Here is an 18363-nt window from a genome sequence, read left to right as displayed (position 1 = left end):
CTCCCACATCAGTGACTCTGCAGTCTCTGTGGGAGCGGGCCAGGTAGCGCCCGCCTTTATGCCACCTCTTTAGTCGGCTCCTGGATCTTGTACCAGGCCACATACAGCGCCGGCAGGAACAGCAGCGTGAGCAAGGTGGCGACGATGATCCCGCCGATCATGGCGTAGGCCATCGGTCCCCAGAACACTTCCCGGGCAATCGGGATCATGCCCAGGCTCGCGGCGGCCGCCGTCAGCAGGATCGGGCGGCGGCGGTGCTCGGTGGCTTGCACCACGGCATCCCAGGGGGAGCAGCCGTCGCGCTCGAAGGACTCGATCTGGGTCACCAGGATCACCGAGTTGCGAATGATGATGCCGATCAGCGCCAGGATCCCCAGAATCGCCACAAAGCCCATCGGCGTGCCCGTCGGGATCAGCGCCAGCACCACCCCAATCAGGCCCAGTGGCGCGACGCTGGCCACCAGGAACAGCTTCTGCACACTGTGCAGCTGGATCATCAGGAATGTCGCCATCAGGAACAGCATCAGCGGCACGACCTTGGCAATCGGCCCCTGGGCCTTGCCGCTCTCCTCCACCGTACCGCCTGTGGCAACCTTGTAGCCCACCGGCAATGCCGCGGCGAACTTCTCGACGTCCGGCTTCAGCAGCCTGACCAGGTCCGTTGGCTGGATCTCGTCACGCACCGCCGCCTTGATGGTGATGGTCGGCTTGCGATCGCGGCGCCACACCAGCGGTTGTTCCAGTTCGTAGCGCACGGTGGCAAAAGCCAGCAGCGGGATCGAGGTCCCGCTCGGGGTCAGGATCTGCAGGTTCTGCAGGGTATTGGGTGAGCCGCGCTCGGCATCCACCGCCCGACCGACGACGTTGATCAGGTAGATATCATCGTCCACCTGGGTCACCGTCGAGCCACTGACAATGCTGTTCATCAGGCTCGCCACGTCCTCGGACGACAGCCCGAGTTGACGCGCCTTGTCCTGGGCAATGTCGATACGTAGCACTTTGCCCGGCTCGTTCCAGTCGAAAATGATCTCGCCGATGTGCGGGCTCTTGTCCAGCTCGCTGGCCAGGTCGATCGCGTGTTTACGTACCTGATCGATGTCCTTGCCGCTGACCCGGTACTGGATCGGCCTCCCCACCGGCGGGCCCATCTCCAGCGCCTGCACATAACTACCAACGCCCACGAAGTCCTGGCGCAGGCGTTCGCGCAGACGCTGGCTGAGGGCCGTGCGCGCTTCGAAATCCTTGCTGACGATCACCAACTGGGCGTAGTACGGGTTCTGCAGTTGCTGGTCCAGTGGCAGGTAGAAACGAATCGCGCCCTGGCCGATGTAGGTGCTCCAGCGCACGATGTCCGGGTCGCCCTTGAGGGTGGCTTCGAGACGGTCGACCACCTTGCGGGTTTCATCCAGCGAGGCGTTTTGTGGCAGGTTGAGGTCGACCAGGATCTCCGGGCGATCCGACGACGGGAAGAACTGGTTCTGCACAAAACGCATGGAAAACACCGCCAGCACGAAGCACAGCACCGTGATGCCGATGGCCCACCAGCGATTGCGCATGCACCACAGCAGGCCACCGTTGAAGGCCCGGCCAACACGCCCGGGCTCCTCGGAGTGCGGCTTCACGTTGCTGCTGAGGATATGCACGCCAATCACCGGGGCAAACAGCACCGCGACAATCCACGAAACGAGCATCGCCACCGCAATCACCGCGAACAGGGTGAAGGTGTATTCCCCGGCGGAGCTGCCGTTCAGGCCGATCGGCACAAAACCGGCGACGGTCACCAAGGTCCCGGTGAGCATCGGGAATGCGGTCGAGGTATAGGCGAACGTGGCCGCCTGCTCCTTGGTCTCGCCCATTTCCAGGCGCGTGACCATCATCTCCACCGTGATCATCGCGTCATCCACCAGCAGGCCCAGGGCGATGATCAGCGCACCCAGGGAAATCCGTTGCATGGTGATGCCGCTGTACTCCATGAACACAAAGACCATCGCCAGCACCAGCGGGATCGAGCAGGCCACCACCAGCCCTGCGCGCACCCCCAGGCTGATGAAGCTGACCACCAGGACGATGATCACGGCTTCGAACAACGCACTGGTAAAGCCGCCGACGGCCTCCTCCACCACTTCGGCCTGATCGGAGACCTTGTGCACGCCGATGCCCACCGGCAGGTCGGCGGTGAGTTCGTCCATGCGCTGGTGCAGCGCCTTGCCGAACTCCTGGATGTTGCCGCCCTTCTGCATGGCCACCGCCAGGCCAATGGCGGGCTGGCCGTTGAAGCGGAACATCGGCGCGGCCGGGTCGACGTAGCCGCGGGTAATTTGCGCGATGTCGGCCAGGCGATAGAAACGATCGTTGAGGCGCAGGTTGACCGTTGCCAAGTCTTTCTCCGAAGCGAACTGCCCCGAGGTCCGCACGGAAATCCGCTCCGGTCCCGCTTCGATCACCCCGGCCGGGGTCACTGCGTTCTGGGTTTGCAGGCTCTGCACCACCTGCCGCTGGTCGATACCCAGTGCTGCCAGTTTGCGGGTGGAGAAGTTCAGGTAGATGACTTCGTCTTGCTGGCCGACCATCTCGATCTTGCCCAGCCCCGGCACATCCCGAATCTCGGCACGGGCCTGCTCGACGTAGTCGCGCAACTCGCGCATCGACAGGCCATCGGTAGTGAAAGCGAACACCGAGCCGAACACATCACCGAACTCATCGTTGAACGATGGGCCCTGGATGCCCTGCGGAAAGCTGCCGCGGATATCGCCGATTTTCTTCCGTACCTGGTACCAGATTTCCGGGATGTCCTTGGCGCGGGTGGTGTCATGCAGGTACACGTAGACCGTGGATTCACCCGGGCGGGTGTAGCTTTTCACGTAGTCGAGGGAGTCGAGTTCTTCGAGTTTCTTCTCGATGCGATCGGTCACCTGCTTGAGGGTTTCTTCCTGGGTCGCCCCCGGCCAGCGGGTCTGGATGACCATGGTCTTGATGGTGAACGAGGGGTCTTCCTCGCGGCCCAGGTTGAGGTAGGAAAACACCCCCATCAACAAGGCGACAAACATCAGGTACCAGACAAAAGACTGATGCTTGAGGGCCCATTCGGATAAGTTGAAACTCCCTTTCATTGCGGGCTGTCCTCATCGATTCTGACTTTTTGCCCCGACGTGAGGCTGTTCACACCCGCACTGACCACGCGCTCGCCATTCTTCACCCCGCCCCCCAGGATCACGCTGTCGGCACCACGGCTGAGCAGGCTGATGTCCCGTGGGGAAACGGTCTGGTTCTGTGGGTCGATCACCCAGATCCGGGGTTTGCCGTCGACGTCCTGCACGGCGGTCAGTGGCAGCTCGATGCGCGGCTTGATGGCCGAACTGAGGGTGACACTGATGGCCGTGCCCAGGCGCAAGCCCGGTGGCGTCTCGGCCAGGGTCAGGCGCGCGCGGCGGGTGCGTGTCGCGCTTTGGGCCTGGGGTTCGATTTCGCGAATGATCGCCGTGGTATGGGTCAACGGATCCAGTTGCGCGGCGACCGCAAACACCACGTCGGCCGGCAACTGCTCGGCGAGGTCCGCGGGCAGGTCGATCACCGCTTCCTTGATATCCGGCCGGGCCAGCGTCACCACCTGCTGGCCGGCAGTGACGACCTGCCCGGCCTCGGCGTTCCAGGCCGTAACGACGGCGGCATGGTCGGTGCGCAACTCGGTGTAGGCCAATTGGTCCTGGGACTGCCTGACAGCTGCCCGGGCCTGGTCCAGTGAAGCCTGGGTGGTTTTCAGGTCGGTCTGGGCCGCGTCCAGTTGGGCTTGCGCCCCTACGCCACGGTTGAACAGTTCCTGCTGGCGGCGCGCATTGGCCTGGGCGTTGATCAATTGCGCCTCGATCTTCGCCAGGTCCCCTTGGCTGGCACGCAACTGGTTCTGTTGGTCGGTCGGGTCGAGGGTCGCGAGCAAGGTGCCCTTCGCCACTTCACTGCCGACATCGGCGTTGCGGCTGGCGATGCGCCCGGGTACCCGGAACCCGGTATTGCTTTCATAACGCGCCTGGATACTTCCGGCGAAACGCCCGAGGCTTTCCTGGTCATAGGCACGCACTTCAATGGACAGCACCGGGCGCACCGGCGCAGGCGGCGGCTCTTGCTTGGAGCAGGCGGCCAGCAACAGGCCGGCCGCCAGCAACATCACCAGGCGCTTCATGGCTGGACTCCTGGCAATTGCGGTGAGTTGGCCGAGGGGGTAACGACTTCCACCAACACATCGGGGTGCAACAACTGGCCGCCGGCGGTAACGACTTTCTCGCCGCCGCTCAGGCCGCCGCTGATGATCACCTTGCCGGACAGGTAGCGACCGACCGTGACGGTCTTGAGCTGGGCCTTGCCTTGGCTGTCGACCAACCATACGGCCGGATCGCTGAGGTTCTTGGTCAGTGCCGACCACGGCAATTCGACCACCGACTTGCCCGGAACCTTGGCCGTGGCGCTGACCACTGAGCCCAGGCGCATGCCTTCGGGCAACTCACTGAGGGTGACCTTGACCTGCACGGTACCGGTTTGCGCCGACACCGCCGGGGTGATTTCGCGCACCGTGCCGGTGGTCTTGATCTTGGGGTTGTCGAGCAGGCTGACCTCCACCGTTTTGTTTTCGGGTGGTTCGGTCAACAGGGATTCGTAGATGTTGAACACCGCATCCCGCTCGCCATCCCGGGCCAGGCTGAAAATCGGTACCGTGGCCTGCACCACCTGGCCGACTTCGGCCTGGCGCGCGGTGATGATTCCCGGTGCGTCGGCAATCAGCGCGGTGTAGCTCAGTTGATCACGGGCGTTGGCCAACTGCGCCTGCGCCGCGGCCAATGCGCTCTGGCTGCTGCGCAGCGCGGCCTGGGCCGAGTCATATTCGCTTTGGCTGGTGTAGGCCTTGGGCAGGAGTTTTTGCTGGCGCACAAAGGCTGCAGCAGTCTGCTTGACCCGCGCCTGCTCGGCGACCACCTGGGCCTGGGCCGAGTCGACGCTGGTCTGCAGGTCCTTGGGGTCGAGCCGGGCGAGCACTTGCTTGGCCGTCACCCGATCACCGACATCCACCGTACGCTGGATGATCTTGCCTGCGACACGGAAGGACAGCTCGGTCTGGACCCGCGCCTGCACGTCCCCGGTCAGGGTCACTGACGCGGCGTAATCTTCCCGCTTGACCTCTTGCACGAACACCCTGGGGCGCTCCTTCTCGACCGCGGGCTTGTCGCCGCAGGCAGTCAGCAGCCCAATCACACTCAGGCCAACGATGAATTTCAATCCAGGACCAGCCATGCAGGCTCCTTTGCGTGTTGCGGGCGAATGTGCGGCGTACGACTGAAGAGCTTAGATCAGGGTGGCAACGACGCATCGAGCGACACAAATCAATTTGCGCCGCTTGCATGGACAGCTTGAAACCGGCGGGATTCAATCCGCTGCGGGGCTTTGCCAGTGGCGTCCTGGGAGGCTAGATGGCCCGTAGCCAGGCCCACAGGTTCTCCACGTCACTGGGTTGTGGATAACAGCCCGGCATACCTCAAAAGAAAATCCCGAAAGGGCCTATTGATATTGCGCAAAAAACCTATGGCCCGGATTGGCGTAGGCGGCGTAGGACAGCTACGTTCCTTGGCGCTGTAGGAGGGTTCTATTTTTTAGGGCAACCCGCCACGGACAGACAGCGCACGGCCAGACTCCCCGGCCGCACTCCTACAAGGACGATGAAAATGGCAGACGTGAACGCACCGAAGCGGATGGATCCGCAGGATGTCGTAAAGTGGTTGGTGGCGTTGCGCCGGGCGTTGAATACCAGAGTGGATGAGGTCGTAGCTGATCGTTCCCACGCGCCTGGGAACGATCACGCCGACGCTATTGAAAGCCGTCGGCGTTCAAACCTTGAAGGGGTTTATCGCGTGATCAGAACGCCGGCAGGACCGCGCCGCTGTACTTCTTGGCGATGAATGCCTTCACCTCAGGGCTGGTCAGGGCCTTGGCCAGTTTCTGGATCGCGACGCTGTCCTTGTTGTCTGGACGGGCCACCAGGAAGTTCACGTAAGGCGAATCCGCGCCTTCGATCACCAGTGCGTCTTTAGCTGGGTTGAGGCCCGCTTCCAGCGCGTAGTTGGTGTTGATCATGTCCAGGTCGACCTGATCCAGCACACGCGGGAGCATGGCCGATTCCAGTTCCTTGAACTTGAAGTTGTGCGGGTTCTTGGCAATGTCTTTCGGCGTGGCCAGGGCGTTTTTCGGGTCTTTGAGTTCGATCAGTCCGGCTTTCTGCAGCAGGATCAACGCACGACCGCTGTTGCTGCCTTCGTTCGGGATGGCGATGGTTGCGCCGTCCTTGAGCTCAGCCAGGGTTTTGACTTTCTTCGAGTAACCGCCGAACGGCTCGACGTGCACACCGATCACGGTCACCAGGTTAGTGCCTTTGCCTTCGTTGAAGCTCTGCAGGTATGGCAGGGTCTGGAAGTAGTTGGCGTCCAGACGCTTCTGATCGACCTGTACGTTCGGTTGCACGTAGTCGGTGAAGACTTTGATTTCCAGGTCCACGCCTTCTTTGGCGAGGGTTGGCTTGATCAACTCGAGGATCTCGGCGTGCGGTACCGGAGTGGCCGCGACTACCAGTTTCTCGCCCGCCTGGGCCAGGCCAGCCGTCAGGGCAGCCGCGAGTGCGGTAAACAACAGAACCTTTTTCATGCAGTGTCCTTATTTGTCGTTGTCGACAACGGCTTAAAAGTGAGGTGCCAGTGAAGTGCTATCGCTGGCGTGAGGCGGACAATACCCGGATTTTTTATGCCGTAAAAATACTTTTTATCGAAGTGAATATTCCATAATCGAATAACAAATTCGCAACCGTCATGCACCGCGATTTACACGTGCGCCAACAGCCGCTTCAACCTGTCCAGGGGTTCACGGTTACCACTGTGTACCCACTGCGCCACCCAGCGCTCAATCAACTGCAACGGCTGCTCGGTGGCCGGCAGATTCAAATGTTCCGGCAAAATCTCCTCACCGCTGCTGACCAGCAACGCAAAGTGAATGACGTTCTCCAGCTCACGGGTATTGCCCGGCCAACTGTGTTGCTCCAGCACCTGCTGTGCCGCGTCGCTGATGAGGGGCACCGGCAGGCCCAGGCGCTGGCTGTAGATGCCGAGGAAATACTCGGCCAGCGATTGAATGTCGCCCACCCGCTCGCGCAGCGCCGGCAATTGCAACTGACCTTCGCGGAGGTAGTGGTAGAGCCGCTCGTGGAATTTGCCGGCCGCCACGGCCTGCGCCAGGTCGATACTGGTGGCGGCCACCAGGCGCACATCGACCGGGCTCGGGTGCTGGGCGCCGACACGGGTGACTTCGTGATTTTCCAGGGCCGCCAGCAACTTGATCTGGATCGGCAGCGGCAAATCGCCGATTTCATCCAGGTACAGGGTCCCGCCATTGGCCGAACCAAACCAGCCGGCGCGGCTGCTGGCCGAACCACTGAAGCCGCCACCGGCATAACCGAACAGCTCGGCGTCGGCATAGGTCGGACTGATGGCGCCGCAATTGACCGAGACGAACAAACCACCGCGGTCACTGGCCCGGTGAATGTGCCGTGCCAGCAACTCTTTGCCGCTTCCCGTTTCCCCGCGAATCAACACCGAAATCGAGCGCGGTGCCAGTTGCTCAAGTTCCTGGCGCAGGCTGCGCGAACGTGGGTCGACGAACACCAGCGCCTTGGCGCGAATGCTCAACGGGCTTTTTTCTGCGTCGGGAAAGGTCAGCAGTGGCTGACCGAAGGTTTCATGCACACTCATGGCAGGCTCCCGCCCAGAACCGCCGGCGGACGGGGGCGTTTAATTGAAAGGGACGATCAGGCGCGGCGCAGGGCGTGGTGTTCCATGCGGTTCTGCAGGCGATACATGTAAGCGAACCCCTGCTCCCAACGATGGTGGCCGGACTTCACATTGATGTGTCCGGCACCTGCCAGGATGCCGGCCTCGGCGCCCCAGTTGCGCGCCAGCTCGAGGGCGCGCGGGGCACTCACGGCCGCATCGTTGTCGGCACTGACGACCTGGCTGGGAAACGGCAGCAGGTGCGTGGGAATCGGTGCGAAATTGCGCAACGCCGGCACGCACGCCCGGCGCTCGACATCGGCAGGCGCCACCAGCAAGGCCCCACGCACCTGGCGCAGCGCCTGCAAGGGCGCAGTGGCCGCCCAATGGGCCACGGTGATGCAACCCAGGCTGTGGGCGATGAGGATCACCGGCGCGCTGTCGGCAGCAATGGCTTCGGCCAGGGCCGCCACCCAGTCTTCACGACGAGGGGTGAGCCAATCGGCCTGCTCGACCCGTGCGCTGTTCGGCAGACTGTTCTGCCAGTGGGTCTGCCAATGATCGTCTGGTGATCCCTGCCAGCCCGGCACAATCAGGTAGCGAATGGATTCGTTGCGCATGGGGAGCTCTCCTGTGCGTGTCTGTTCCTGAGCGAGTATAGGGATGAGATTTATATTCGCTAAGGAATAAGAAGATATTTATTAAGACCTTAATGGAATATGAAAGATTGATAGGGGTGGTGTGCAGACAAGCCGCTAGTGGGTACCACCAGCGGATCGTTCTGTTCCACCGGGGCGACGGCTTCGGGCTTGGGCACCGGCTTCACCACTGGTTTGGGGATCGGCTTGGGTTTTGGCGGTAGCTTGACCGCCCGTTCATCCACCACTGGCGGTGATGCCGGTTGGGGTGGTGGCGGTTCGACCACCGGCGGCGCCGGACGCATGGTTTCAGGGCGCTCTAAAACCGGGCCTTCGAAGCAAAGGCGACTCGGGGCAAATCCACATAGCCACTTACAAAAATGCGATTGCATTACCTGCACTCGCCGCTTTAGATCGATCACCGCTTTATCAGCGGTAACCTTCGTTCCAATTCAATCGACTCAGGATGAGCACTCATGAAATTCAACACCCGATCACTGATTTGCGCGGCCATGATGCTGGCACCGCTATCGCTTTTTGCCGCTACCCCCAAGGACACGGACGCGATTGAACTGGAAATCCGCAACAAGACCAGCTACCCCCTCAATATTTTCCAGGGCAAGTGGAAAGGCGTCGTTTTGCCGGGTGATCGCTTTCAAGCAAAAGACTACGAAGCGGCTACCGTTACGATTTCCACTTCTACCCCCGAGGCGGGCATCAAGTTCGTCTCACTGAGCAAGTCCAAAGGCTGTCATGCACAGACCTGCGTATTAATCACCGGTAATTGAGGCACCTCACCTCCTGCGATCATCCAAGGAGGCTCGCGGGAGGTGACAACGCTCCTAGAAGTCGTAGCGCCCCGTGACGCCCAGCGTCCGCGGCGTGCCAAGCAAGCCTTCATACCCGCCGTTGCCGCCCGTCCAGAGGGTGGTGTAATAAGTCTTGTCGAAGGCGTTTTTCAGCCACAACGAGACATCCCACTGCCCCTCATCGAAGTCGCCGCGAAAGCCGGTGGAGAGGTTGACCACGGCGTAGCTGGGGATCTGTCCGTAGTCGGGATCTTCCACGGTACCGACCGCCTTGGGGCGGAAGGCATAGCGGGCGGTGACGTACTCTTCGAGGCCGTTGCCCAGGTTCCACTTGTATTCGCCGTTGGCGTTGCCGATCCATTTCCAAGCCCCGACTACCTGGTAGCCGCTGAGGTCGCACGCCGACGGCGCACCCGGTGCCAGGCTGACTTCCGGCGGGCATGGGGCATCCTCGTAGGAGAGGTAGCTGACGTCGTTGTATGAGCCGTTGAGGGTCAGGCCACCGATCACACTCATCGGAGTCGGCACGGCCTGCGAGCTTTCTTCACGGCGCCGCGCGGTGACGGTCACGGTTTCCAGTTGCTCGCCGCTGGCCCTGGGCGCAGCGTTGCTCAGCGCGCAAGTGACGCAGATGACCAAGCTCGATGTCGGTGAAGTGCACTTTGGCTGTGGCTCGGCGCCGGCGGTGAAACTGGTGCCCGATGCACTGGCGCAACCTGGCGCAGAACATCGAGAGCAGGCGCAGCGCCGCCCGGCTCGCGCCTATGGGACCACCCATCAAGCCCGCACGGTACGCACCTCTTCCCCCGCCACCTGCTCCTTGCGGGTATACCGGTTGGCGCGGCCGAACGTCCCGAAATCATTGAACCGCACCCCCATCTCGCGCATCACCTTGTGCGCCACCGGCACGGTCATCTGGCGGATGTAGAACGGTTCCTTGACCACAAAATGGTGAATGCCGTGGCTGCTGCCGAAGTTGAAGCAGAACGCTTGCATCGGCCACATCCACCACGGATTGAGCACCTGGGTCTGTTGGATCACGTTACCGGCCTCAATGTCGCCGTAGTAGTGCATGTTCGAACTGACGAAGTGCAGGCAAAAGGTACGCAACACGTTGGGACCGATGATCACCACGGCGGCGATATCAATCACCTGCATCACCGCCAAGGTGCTCGCTGACCACTGCACCGAAGTGCCCATCAACCAGGCGATGCCGTTGATCCCGTGAAAACCGAGGAACACATACCAGGCGCCCCAATGCAGCAGTGCCAGCGGCGCATAGACCTTGAGGCTGCGCTGGACAATGCTCAGCTTGTGCGCCCAGGTCTTGGCCCGCAGCATGCGAATAAAGGCCGACATCAGGTTGTCGCCGACCATCAGCAACCGCGCGATGCCCCACGGCTCACCGTTGGTGATGGCCCGCTCTTCCATGTCGGTTTCGGTGCCGGACACCTTGTGGTGATTGAGGTGCAGGTGGCGGCGGATCCACGGGTTGATGGTGCTCGGGCGCGCCAGCCAGACCAGCCCCATCATCAAGTTGTGCGGCAGCCGCTGCTTGCGAAAATACATGCTGTGGATCAGATCGTGCTCCAGCTCATGGGTCAGCGAGGCAAAAAAAGCATTGAGCAGCAGGCACACCCACCAGGCCATGTGCCCGCTGATGTACAGCGCCGCCGATCCGAGCATCCCGGCCAGGGCAAAGGCCAGGATGCCGGCGCCAAGCGCATCCTGATGCAGCAGGATCGGGTAGCGCTGGCGCAGTTCGACGCCCTTGGCGAGCACCACTTCACGAATATGCGCCGATCGTTGTTGTGCATTCAGGTGTTCGGGACTTGCAGAAGTACCGTGCATGCTTCCATCCTCTGGCTATTGATGTTCGCATCCTGCCCGGTGCGGTCGCGTTGGGCGCTAGCTGTGAACGCCAACCTGTTGACCGGAAGCGCCAATCATCATGATTGAACCCACCTCACTCGCCAGCTGGACCCGCGCCCTGCGCAAACAACTCGAGGCCCTGGGCTTCGACAGCGATGTGCTGTGCCGGCAAGCCGGGCTCGACCCGCAACTGATGGACGATCCCAACGCCCGGTATCCACTCTCGGCCACCACGCGCCTGTGGGAACTGGCCGTCCAGGCCAGTGGCGACCCGGCGATCGGCTTGCGGGTCTCGCGGTTCGTCAGCCCGACCACCTTTCACGCACTGGGCTATGCGCTGGTGGCCAGTGGTAGCCTGCGCGAAGTGTTCGAGCGCATCGTGCGTTATCACCAGGTCGTCAGCGATGCCCTCGAACTGCACTTGAACCGCGCTGAGGATCGCTACTGCTTCACCCTCAAAGTCCCCACCGGCAGCCCGGCGCCGGCACCCGAAGCCCTCGATGCCTTCGCCGCGATCTATGTGCGCACCTGCCGCAACCGCCTGGGCCGCGAATACGCGCCGCTGGCGGTGTACTTGCGCCGTGCGGAACCGGCCGATCCCCACCCCTGGCACAAGGTGTTCCGCGCGCCGGTGCACTTCGCCGCCGAAGAGGATCGCCTGGAGTTTTCCCTGGAGGATTTCGACAGCCACCTGGACGACGCCAACCCGGAGCTGGCCGAGCACAACGAGACCGTGCTCAAGCGCACCCTGGCGCAACTCAAGCCGCTGACCTGGGAGCGCAAGGTACGAGACGCCATCGAAGAGCAATTGCCCGAAGGCGAGCCCAGCGCCGAACGCATCGCCCAGGCCCTGCACCTGAGCCTGCGCAGCCTGCAACGGCACCTGGCGGACGAGGGGTGTCGCTTCGACACCCTGCTCAACGAAAGCCGCGAGAATCTGGCCCTGCTGCACCTGCGCGACCCACAGTGCTCGCTGAGCGAAATCAGTTACCTGTTGGGATTCGCCGACACCAGCAGCTTCAGCCGCGCGTTCAAGCGCTGGACCGGGATGACGCCGGGGCAGTTTCGCGATGGGTTGCGCTGAAGACTGTCAGCGCCCGCGATCGCGGCGCAGCAACTTGCGTACCCGCGCCACCAGTGCGCTGTGGGTAAACGGCTTGAGCAGGTAGTCATCTTCATGCAGTTCCAGGCCACGCAAACGGTCTTCGATGCCGTCGGTGGTGGTCAGGAACAGCACCGGTGTCGCGCCGGCCTTACGGACCTGTTGCAGCAGTTGCCAGCCGTTCAGGCCCGGCAGCATCACGTCGAGAATGATCAGGTCGTATTGCACCGTCTCGATGAAACGCCGCCCGGCCATGCCGTTGTCGGCTACATCCACCGTGTAACTGGCTTCGCTCAAGCCTTGGGCCAGCGCCTTGGCGATTTCGGGTTCGTCTTCCACTAACAGCAATCGCATGGCACACCTCGGATAATCGTCGCTACAGGCTAGGCGTCTTGGCGACCAAAGCCCATCACTAACGCTTATTTCGGATCAACCGAGCAGGTCACAGCTGCGCCAGCGCGCGCAACCGCGGGGCATCGAGGATCTCTATTTCACCGTAACCCAGGCTGACAATACCCTGGCTTTCCAGGTCCCGCAGGATCTGGTTGGTGGTCTGGCGCGACAGCGACAACAGCAGCGCCAGTTGCTCCTGAGGCAATTGCAGGACTCGCCGCGCCGGCTCGATCTCGCCATAGCCATCGGCGATCATCAGCAGCCGGTGCGCCACCCGGGCCGGGGCCGCCAGCAGGGTCAACTGTTCGAGGTTAATGAAGGTCAGGCGCAGTTTGTGGCTCATCAACAATGCCAGTTGCCGCCAGTGCTGCGGCTGCTGATCCAGATAGGCCAGCAGCGCGGCCTGTGGCAGGTGCAACAAGGTGCAGGGCCCCACCGCGTAGGCATCATGGGTGCGTGGCTGGCCGTCGAACAGGCCGATCTCACCAAACCAGTGCGGCGCCTCGATCAGGCTCAGCAACGCCTCCTTGCCCTGCTCGCTCACCGCTCCCACCCGCACCGCACCTTCCAGCACGGCGTACAGGCCACAGGGCGCATCACCGCGGCCGAACAGGCGCTGCCCCGCCGACAAGTGCCGTACGCGCGCCAGGGACAGCAAGCTATCCTGAAGACAGGATGGCAGGTGGCTGAACCACTGCCCCTGCACCAGGCATGCACGCCAGGCCGCTATTTGCATGAAGACTCCACAGTGATTGTCGTCTGGCTGACAGAGCAACGACGGGCCTCAGGGCATGATCAACATCCCTACAGGAGGAATAACAATGAAAAGCCTGGTTGACCACCTCAGTCAATACGCCGCTTACCACCGTGACCCGCGCAATATCGCCAGCCACTTTATCGGCATTCCATTGATTGTGGTGGCCGTCGCGGTGCTGCTGTCACGGCCGTCCTGGTCGGTAGTCGGGCTCTGGCTGTCGCCGGCAGTGCTCGTGGCGCTGGCCTCGGCGTGGTTCTACCTGCGCCTGGAAGTGCGCCTGGGCGTGCTGATGACGGTGCTGCTCGGCCTGTCCGTGTGGCTGGGCCAGGTCCTGGCGGCGCAGAGCACCGGGGTGTGGCTGGGCAGCGGCATCGGACTGTTTGTGCTGGGTTGGGTGATCCAGTTTGTCGGGCATTACTACGAGGGACGCAAACCGGCGTTTGTCGATGATGTCAGCGGGCTGATCGTCGGTCCGCTGTTCGTGGTGGCCGAACTGGCGTTCCTGCTGGGCCTGCGCCATGACCTCAAGGAGCAGATCGAGCAGCGAGCAGGCCCGGTGCGTACCATGGCCCACGGCCGCGCCTGAAGTGGGACGGTGCCAAAGCGGATTGAAATGAACCCTGCTGTGTCGCAGCTATGTAGCAGCTGCCGAGCCCGCGAGGCTGCGTTCGTCTGCAAAGCAGACGCCGAACCCAACCGCACCCTCAAGAGTCGGGCGCCGGGCGCGGCGGCCGCTTCGCGCCCGAACGCAGCCTCGCAAGCTCGGCAGCTGCTACAGGCCGTTACAGGTTGGCGACTTTTTGCCAGACCTTGGGTTTGAAGAACAGAGTCTCGCCCTTGGCCAGGCCGGTCAGGCTGTCGTGGTCCTTGACCACTTCGGCCTCGATCAACTCGCTCTGCCCTTCCACCTTCAGGGTCACCCGCGTGGTGGCGCCCAGGGGGCGAATGTCGCGCACTTCAGCGGCGTGGTGGTCTTCCAGTTCATGGCGCGACAGCGACACTTCGTGGGGACGGAACAGCACGTGGTTGTCTTCGCCCAGGTGCAGGCGGTTCGAGTCGCCGAGGAAGTGGTAGACAAAATCGCTGGCCGGATTTTCGTAGACCTCACCCGGTGAGCCGATCTGCTCGATCACGCCCTTGTTCATCACCACGATGCGATCGGCGACTTCCATCGCCTCTTCCTGGTCGTGGGTGACGAAAACCGACGTCAGGTTGATGTCTTCGTGCAAGCGGGCCAGCCAGCGGCGCAGCTCCTTGCGGACCTTGGCATCCAGGGCCCCGAACGGCTCGTCGAGCAACAGCACTTTGGGTTCCACCGCCAGGGCGCGAGCCAGGGCGATCCGCTGCCGTTGCCCACCGGACAACTGCTCCGGATAGCGATCCGACAGCCAGTCCAGTTGCACCATGTTCAGCAATTCATGAACCTTGGCGGCGATCTGGCTTTCGCTCGGGCGCTGGTTCTTCGGCTTCATGCGCAGGCCGAACGCGACGTTGTCGAACACCGTCATGTGGCGGAACAGCGCGTAGTGCTGGAACACGAAACCGACGTTGCGATCGCGCACGTCATGGCCGGAAACGTCTTCGCCGTGGAACACGATGTTGCCCTGGTCCGGGGTTTCCAGCCCGGCGATGATCCGCAGCAAGGTGGTCTTGCCACAGCCGGATGGGCCGAGCAAGGCCACCAACTCGCCGCTCTGGATGTCCAGGCTGATGTTGTCCAGCGCCTTGAACGCGTTGAAATTCTTGCTGACGTTACGCACTTCGATCGACATGAATTATTCCTCCGCGGCGCTGGCGCGCAGGCGGTTAATACGGTTTTCGCTCCACTGCTTGAGCAGCAGGATGAAGAGCGCCAGGATCAGCAACAGGCTCGCAACGGCAAACGCGGCGACATGGTTGTACTCGTTGTAGAGGATCTCGACGTGCAGCGGCAAGGTGTTGGTCACCCCGCGAATGTGCCCGGAAACCACCGACACCGCACCGAACTCGCCCATCGCCCGCGCGGTACACAGCACCACACCGTAGATCAGGCCCCACTTGATGTTCGGCACGGTGACATGCCAGAACATCTGCCAGCCGTTGGCGCCCAGCAAGCGCGCGGCTTCCTCTTCCTGCGTGCCCTGCTCCTGCATCAGCGGGATCAGCTCACGCGCGACAAAGGGCACGGTGACGAAGATCGTCGCCAGCACGATGCCCGGCAAGGCGAAGACGATCTGGATGTCGTGGTCCTGCAGCCACGGCCCGAACAGGCCCTGGGCGCCGAACATCAGCACATAGACCAGGCCGGCGATCACCGGCGACACCGAGAACGGCAAGTCGATCAGGGTCACCAGCATGCTCTTGCCACGGAACGAGTACTTGCTCACGCACCAGGCGGCACTGACGCCGAACACCAGGTTCAGCGGGACCGAGATCAGCACGGCGATCACCGTGAGTTTCAACGCGGACAAGGCGTCAGGCTCGAAGATCGCCGCGAAGAACGCGCCCAGGCCAAGTTTCAGGCCCTGGGACACCACAATGAACAGGGGCAGCAACAGGAACAGGGCGAAGATCAGCCAGCCGAGGACGATCAGGATCCGTCGCGAGCTGGCACTGCCACGGCGGGCAGCGTTGGCCGAGGAAGCGGCGCTAATAGACGATTGGGACATGGTTCGCGCCTCCTTATGGGGTTTCGATGCGCCGCTGCAACAGGTTGATCAGCAGCAACAGGACAAAGGAAACCACCAGCATCAACACGCCAATGGAGGTGGCACCGGTGTAATCGTACTGGTCGAGCTTGACCATGATCAGCAGCGGCAGGATTTCGGTTTTCATCGGCATGTTACCGGCAATGAAAATCACCGAGCCGTATTCCCCGACACCCCGGGCAAACGCCAGGGCAAATCCGGTCAACCAGGCGGGCAACAAGGCCGGCAGCAGGATGTAGCGGAACACTTGCAAGGGCTTGGCCCCCAGGCATGCCGCCGCTTCTTCGATTTCACGCGGGATATCGGCCAGTACCGGCTGTACCGTACGTACCACGAATGGAAGGGTCACGAACGTCAGGGCAAGGGTGATGCCCAGGGGGGTATAGGCAATCTTGAACCCCATGCCCGCTGCAAACTGACCCACCAGGCCATTGGGTGCGTACAGCGCCGTGAGCGCGATACCAGCCACCGCAGTGGGCAAGGCGAAGGGCAGGTCGATCATCGCATCGATGATTTTGCGTCCCGGGAAGGTGTAGCGCACCAGCACCCAGGCCAGCAGCGTGCCGATGATGCCGTTGATGATCGCGGCACAGAGCGCCGTGCCAAAGCTCAGCTGCAACGCCGCCAGCACCCGTGGCGCGGTGATGATGGTCCAGAACTGCTCCCAGGTAAGTTGAGCGGCATGGACGAACATCGCCGCCAGGGGTATGAGCACAATCAGGCTGAGGTACACCAAGGTGTAGCCCAGCGTCAGCCCGAAGCCGGGTATGACGGGGGAGATACGACGCGACATAAAAGTCCTTGGTCAAGAACACAACAAAGCCCCGAAGGTAATTCCGGGGCTCGTTGATAGCAATTTAAGATTACTGCGCCTGGTAAATCTGGTCGAACACACCGCCGTCATTGAAGAACTTCGGCTGAGCGGTTTTCCAGCCACCAAAGTCCTTGTCGATGGTCACCAGGTCCAGGGTCGGGAACTGCTTGGAATACTTGGCGGCCACGTCCTTGTCACGTGGACGATAGAAGTTCTTCGCCGCAATTTCCTGGCCTGCCGGGCTGTACAGGTGCTTGAGGTAGGCTTCGGCGATCTGCTCGTTGCCCTTTTTCTCGGCGTTCTTGTCAATCACCGCGACCGGCGGCTCGGCGAGGATCGACAGTGAAGGCACGACGATTTCGAACTTGTCTGCGCCACCCTCTTCCTTGAGCGCCAGGAAGGCTTCGTTTTCCCAGGCCAGCAACACGTCACCCTGACCGTTGTTGACGAAGGTGATGGTCGAGCCGCGAGCACCGGTATCGAGCACTGGCACGTGCTTGAACAGGGTCTGCACGTATTCCTTGGCCTTGGCTTCGTCGCCGCCATTGGCTTTGAGCCCATAGGCCCAGGCCGCCAGGAAGTTCCAACGGGCACCACCTGAGGTTTTCGGGTTCGGGGTGATGACTTCGACACCGCTCTTGATCAGGTCGCCCCAGTCCTTGATGCCTTTGGGGTTGCCCTTGCGCACCAGGAACACGATGGTCGAGGTGTAGGGCGTGCTGGCCTCGGGCAGACGCTTCTGCCAGTCAGCAGGCAGGGTCTTGCCCAGCTTGGCGATTTCGTCGATGTCACCAGCCAGCGCCAGGGTCACCACGTCGGCCCGCAGACCATCGATCACCGCCCGCCCCTGCTTGCCGGAGCCACCATGGGACTGCTGGATCTTGACGTTGTCGCCGGCATGATCCTTCTTCCAGAAGTTGATGAACGCTGCGTTGTAGTCCTGATACAGCTCACGCGTCGGGTCGTACGAAACGTTCAGCAACTCGTAATCCTTGGCAACCGCGGAACCGGCAAAAAGGGCACTGGCCAGAGCGGCCAAAGCGAAACGGCGAATCGACGACATGGTGGAGCTCCTGAAATTTTTAGTGTTGGCTGTTCTTATGGATTTCTGGAAACGGGTGCCCGCGACGCCGCGCCTCAGCTCGGCTTGTTGCCCGGGTTCTGCAGGCGGAATTTTTCCTTGCGCTCGATCTGAACCACCTGGGCGTTGTGCACAGTGATCTCTACCGCACCAAAGCGCAGATCGCGCAGGGCGCTCTGGATCTCGCGCAAGATGGTGGCTTCGTCATGGCCGTCAACGCTACGTAGGGATGCGCTCATGGTGCTGCTCCTGAAATGAGAAGTGCCTCGCAGTGGCGGCACTGCTTGTGGCGTGAGAGCAATGGTAGATAGCCGTGGATATTCTTAAAAAGACTATTTAAGAATGTTTATATAACCGAAAAGTATTTTTCGCCCAGGCAAGGGCTTGCGCGCAGATCGCGGCTTGGGGGAACGC

General features: G+C 61.9%; 17 protein-coding genes and 3 pseudogenes. 4 read left to right on the top strand and 16 right to left on the bottom strand.

Annotated elements, in window-relative coordinates; all coding sequences use genetic code 11:
* Positions 1-56: 56 nt before the first annotated feature.
* From AACY45_RS07395 to AACY45_RS07365, 7 genes and pseudogenes are all read right to left on the bottom strand, one after another.
* The gene (locus tag AACY45_RS07395; RefSeq protein ID WP_339544840.1) at positions 57-3110 is read right to left on the bottom strand and encodes an efflux RND transporter permease subunit; all 3054 of its coding nucleotides are present in this window, start codon (positions 3108-3110) and stop codon (positions 57-59) included.
* On the bottom strand, positions 3107-4177 hold the full coding sequence (locus tag AACY45_RS07390) for an efflux RND transporter periplasmic adaptor subunit (protein WP_339544839.1): 1071 nt from the start codon (positions 4175-4177) through the stop codon (positions 3107-3109). Before AACY45_RS07390 ends, AACY45_RS07395 begins: the two co-directional genes overlap by 4 nt.
* Positions 4174-5280, bottom strand: a complete 1107-nt coding sequence (locus AACY45_RS07385) for an efflux RND transporter periplasmic adaptor subunit (RefSeq protein WP_339544838.1) — start codon at positions 5278-5280, stop codon at positions 4174-4176. Before AACY45_RS07385 ends, AACY45_RS07390 begins: the two co-directional genes overlap by 4 nt.
* A 618-nt stretch (positions 5281-5898) precedes the next feature.
* On the bottom strand, positions 5899-6681 hold the full coding sequence (locus AACY45_RS07380) for a MetQ/NlpA family ABC transporter substrate-binding protein (RefSeq protein WP_339544837.1): 783 nt from the start codon (positions 6679-6681) through the stop codon (positions 5899-5901).
* A 173-nt stretch (positions 6682-6854) separates the two neighbouring features.
* Positions 6855-7778, bottom strand: a complete 924-nt coding sequence (locus tag AACY45_RS07375; protein ID WP_339544836.1) for a sigma 54-interacting transcriptional regulator — start codon at positions 7776-7778, stop codon at positions 6855-6857.
* Between the two features lie 56 nt (positions 7779-7834).
* Positions 7835-8416: an alpha/beta hydrolase gene (locus tag AACY45_RS07370; protein WP_339544835.1), complete on the bottom strand. Its 582-nt coding sequence runs from the start codon at positions 8414-8416 to the stop codon at positions 7835-7837.
* 140 nt (positions 8417-8556) lie between these two features.
* A pseudogene (locus AACY45_RS07365) lies at positions 8557-8745 on the bottom strand (energy transducer TonB); the annotation flags it as partial.
* Positions 8746-8910: 165 nt separating this feature from the next.
* Between AACY45_RS07365 and AACY45_RS07360 the strand changes: the two are divergent.
* Entirely contained in the window at positions 8911-9222 is a 312-nt protein-coding gene (locus tag AACY45_RS07360; RefSeq protein ID WP_339544833.1) for a hypothetical protein, read from the top strand.
* Between the two features lie 54 nt (positions 9223-9276).
* Here AACY45_RS07360 and AACY45_RS07355 read toward each other — a convergent pair.
* Positions 9277-9747: pseudogene (locus AACY45_RS07355) on the bottom strand (TonB-dependent receptor); the annotation flags it as partial.
* 85 nt (positions 9748-9832) lie between these two features.
* Between AACY45_RS07355 and AACY45_RS07350 the strand changes: the two are divergent.
* A pseudogene (locus tag AACY45_RS07350) lies at positions 9833-9958 on the top strand (LysR family transcriptional regulator); the annotation flags it as partial.
* A gap of 62 nt (positions 9959-10020) precedes the next feature.
* Here AACY45_RS07350 and AACY45_RS07345 read toward each other — a convergent pair.
* Positions 10021-11094 carry a fatty acid desaturase gene (locus tag AACY45_RS07345; RefSeq protein ID WP_339544832.1) on the bottom strand — a complete coding sequence of 358 codons (1074 nt, stop codon included), beginning with the start codon at positions 11092-11094 and terminating at the stop codon, positions 10021-10023.
* A 100-nt stretch (positions 11095-11194) separates the two neighbouring features.
* On the opposite strand from AACY45_RS07345, the gene AACY45_RS07340 reads away from it, so the two are divergent.
* The gene (locus tag AACY45_RS07340; RefSeq protein WP_339544831.1) at positions 11195-12199 is read left to right on the top strand and encodes an AraC family transcriptional regulator; all 1005 of its coding nucleotides are present in this window, start codon (positions 11195-11197) and stop codon (positions 12197-12199) included.
* A 6-nt stretch (positions 12200-12205) separates the two neighbouring features.
* Here AACY45_RS07340 and AACY45_RS07335 read toward each other — a convergent pair whose 3' ends face one another.
* Complete coding sequence (locus AACY45_RS07335) at positions 12206-12571, bottom strand: response regulator (protein WP_339544830.1); 366 nt, start codon at positions 12569-12571, stop codon at positions 12206-12208.
* Between the two features lie 88 nt (positions 12572-12659).
* Positions 12660-13346 carry a Crp/Fnr family transcriptional regulator gene (locus AACY45_RS07330; protein WP_339544829.1) on the bottom strand — a complete coding sequence of 229 codons (687 nt, stop codon included), beginning with the start codon at positions 13344-13346 and terminating at the stop codon, positions 12660-12662.
* An 85-nt stretch (positions 13347-13431) separates the two neighbouring features.
* Here AACY45_RS07330 and AACY45_RS07325 point away from each other — a divergent pair, with 85 nt between their 5' ends.
* Entirely contained in the window at positions 13432-13953 is a 522-nt protein-coding gene (locus AACY45_RS07325) for an Mpo1 family 2-hydroxy fatty acid dioxygenase (RefSeq protein WP_339544828.1), read from the top strand.
* 196 nt (positions 13954-14149) lie between these two features.
* On the opposite strand, the gene AACY45_RS07320 is transcribed toward AACY45_RS07325, so the two are convergent.
* From AACY45_RS07320 to oscA, 5 genes are all read right to left on the bottom strand, one after another.
* Positions 14150-15139 (bottom strand): sulfate/molybdate ABC transporter ATP-binding protein, encoded by a 990-nt coding sequence (locus tag AACY45_RS07320; RefSeq protein WP_339544827.1) that lies wholly within the window; start codon positions 15137-15139, stop codon positions 14150-14152.
* Positions 15140-15142: 3 nt separating this feature from the next.
* The gene (cysW, locus tag AACY45_RS07315; protein WP_159993088.1) at positions 15143-16015 is read right to left on the bottom strand and encodes a sulfate ABC transporter permease subunit CysW; all 873 of its coding nucleotides are present in this window, start codon (positions 16013-16015) and stop codon (positions 15143-15145) included.
* 13 nt (positions 16016-16028) lie between these two features.
* Entirely contained in the window at positions 16029-16847 is an 819-nt protein-coding gene (cysT, locus tag AACY45_RS07310) for a sulfate ABC transporter permease subunit CysT (RefSeq protein ID WP_339544826.1), read from the bottom strand.
* A 70-nt stretch (positions 16848-16917) separates the two neighbouring features.
* Positions 16918-17931, bottom strand: a complete 1014-nt coding sequence (locus tag AACY45_RS07305) for a sulfate ABC transporter substrate-binding protein (RefSeq protein ID WP_339544825.1) — start codon at positions 17929-17931, stop codon at positions 16918-16920.
* 74 nt (positions 17932-18005) lie between these two features.
* Positions 18006-18188: a sulfur starvation response protein OscA gene (gene oscA / locus AACY45_RS07300; RefSeq protein ID WP_182343040.1), complete on the bottom strand. Its 183-nt coding sequence runs from the start codon at positions 18186-18188 to the stop codon at positions 18006-18008.
* Positions 18189-18363: the final 175 nt, after the last annotated feature.

This window comes from Pseudomonas sp. RA_35y_Pfl2_P32, assembly GCF_963970735.1.
Taxonomy (GTDB): Bacteria; Pseudomonadota; Gammaproteobacteria; order Pseudomonadales; family Pseudomonadaceae; genus Aquipseudomonas.
This window is presented reverse-complemented; position numbering and strand designations above follow the sequence as displayed.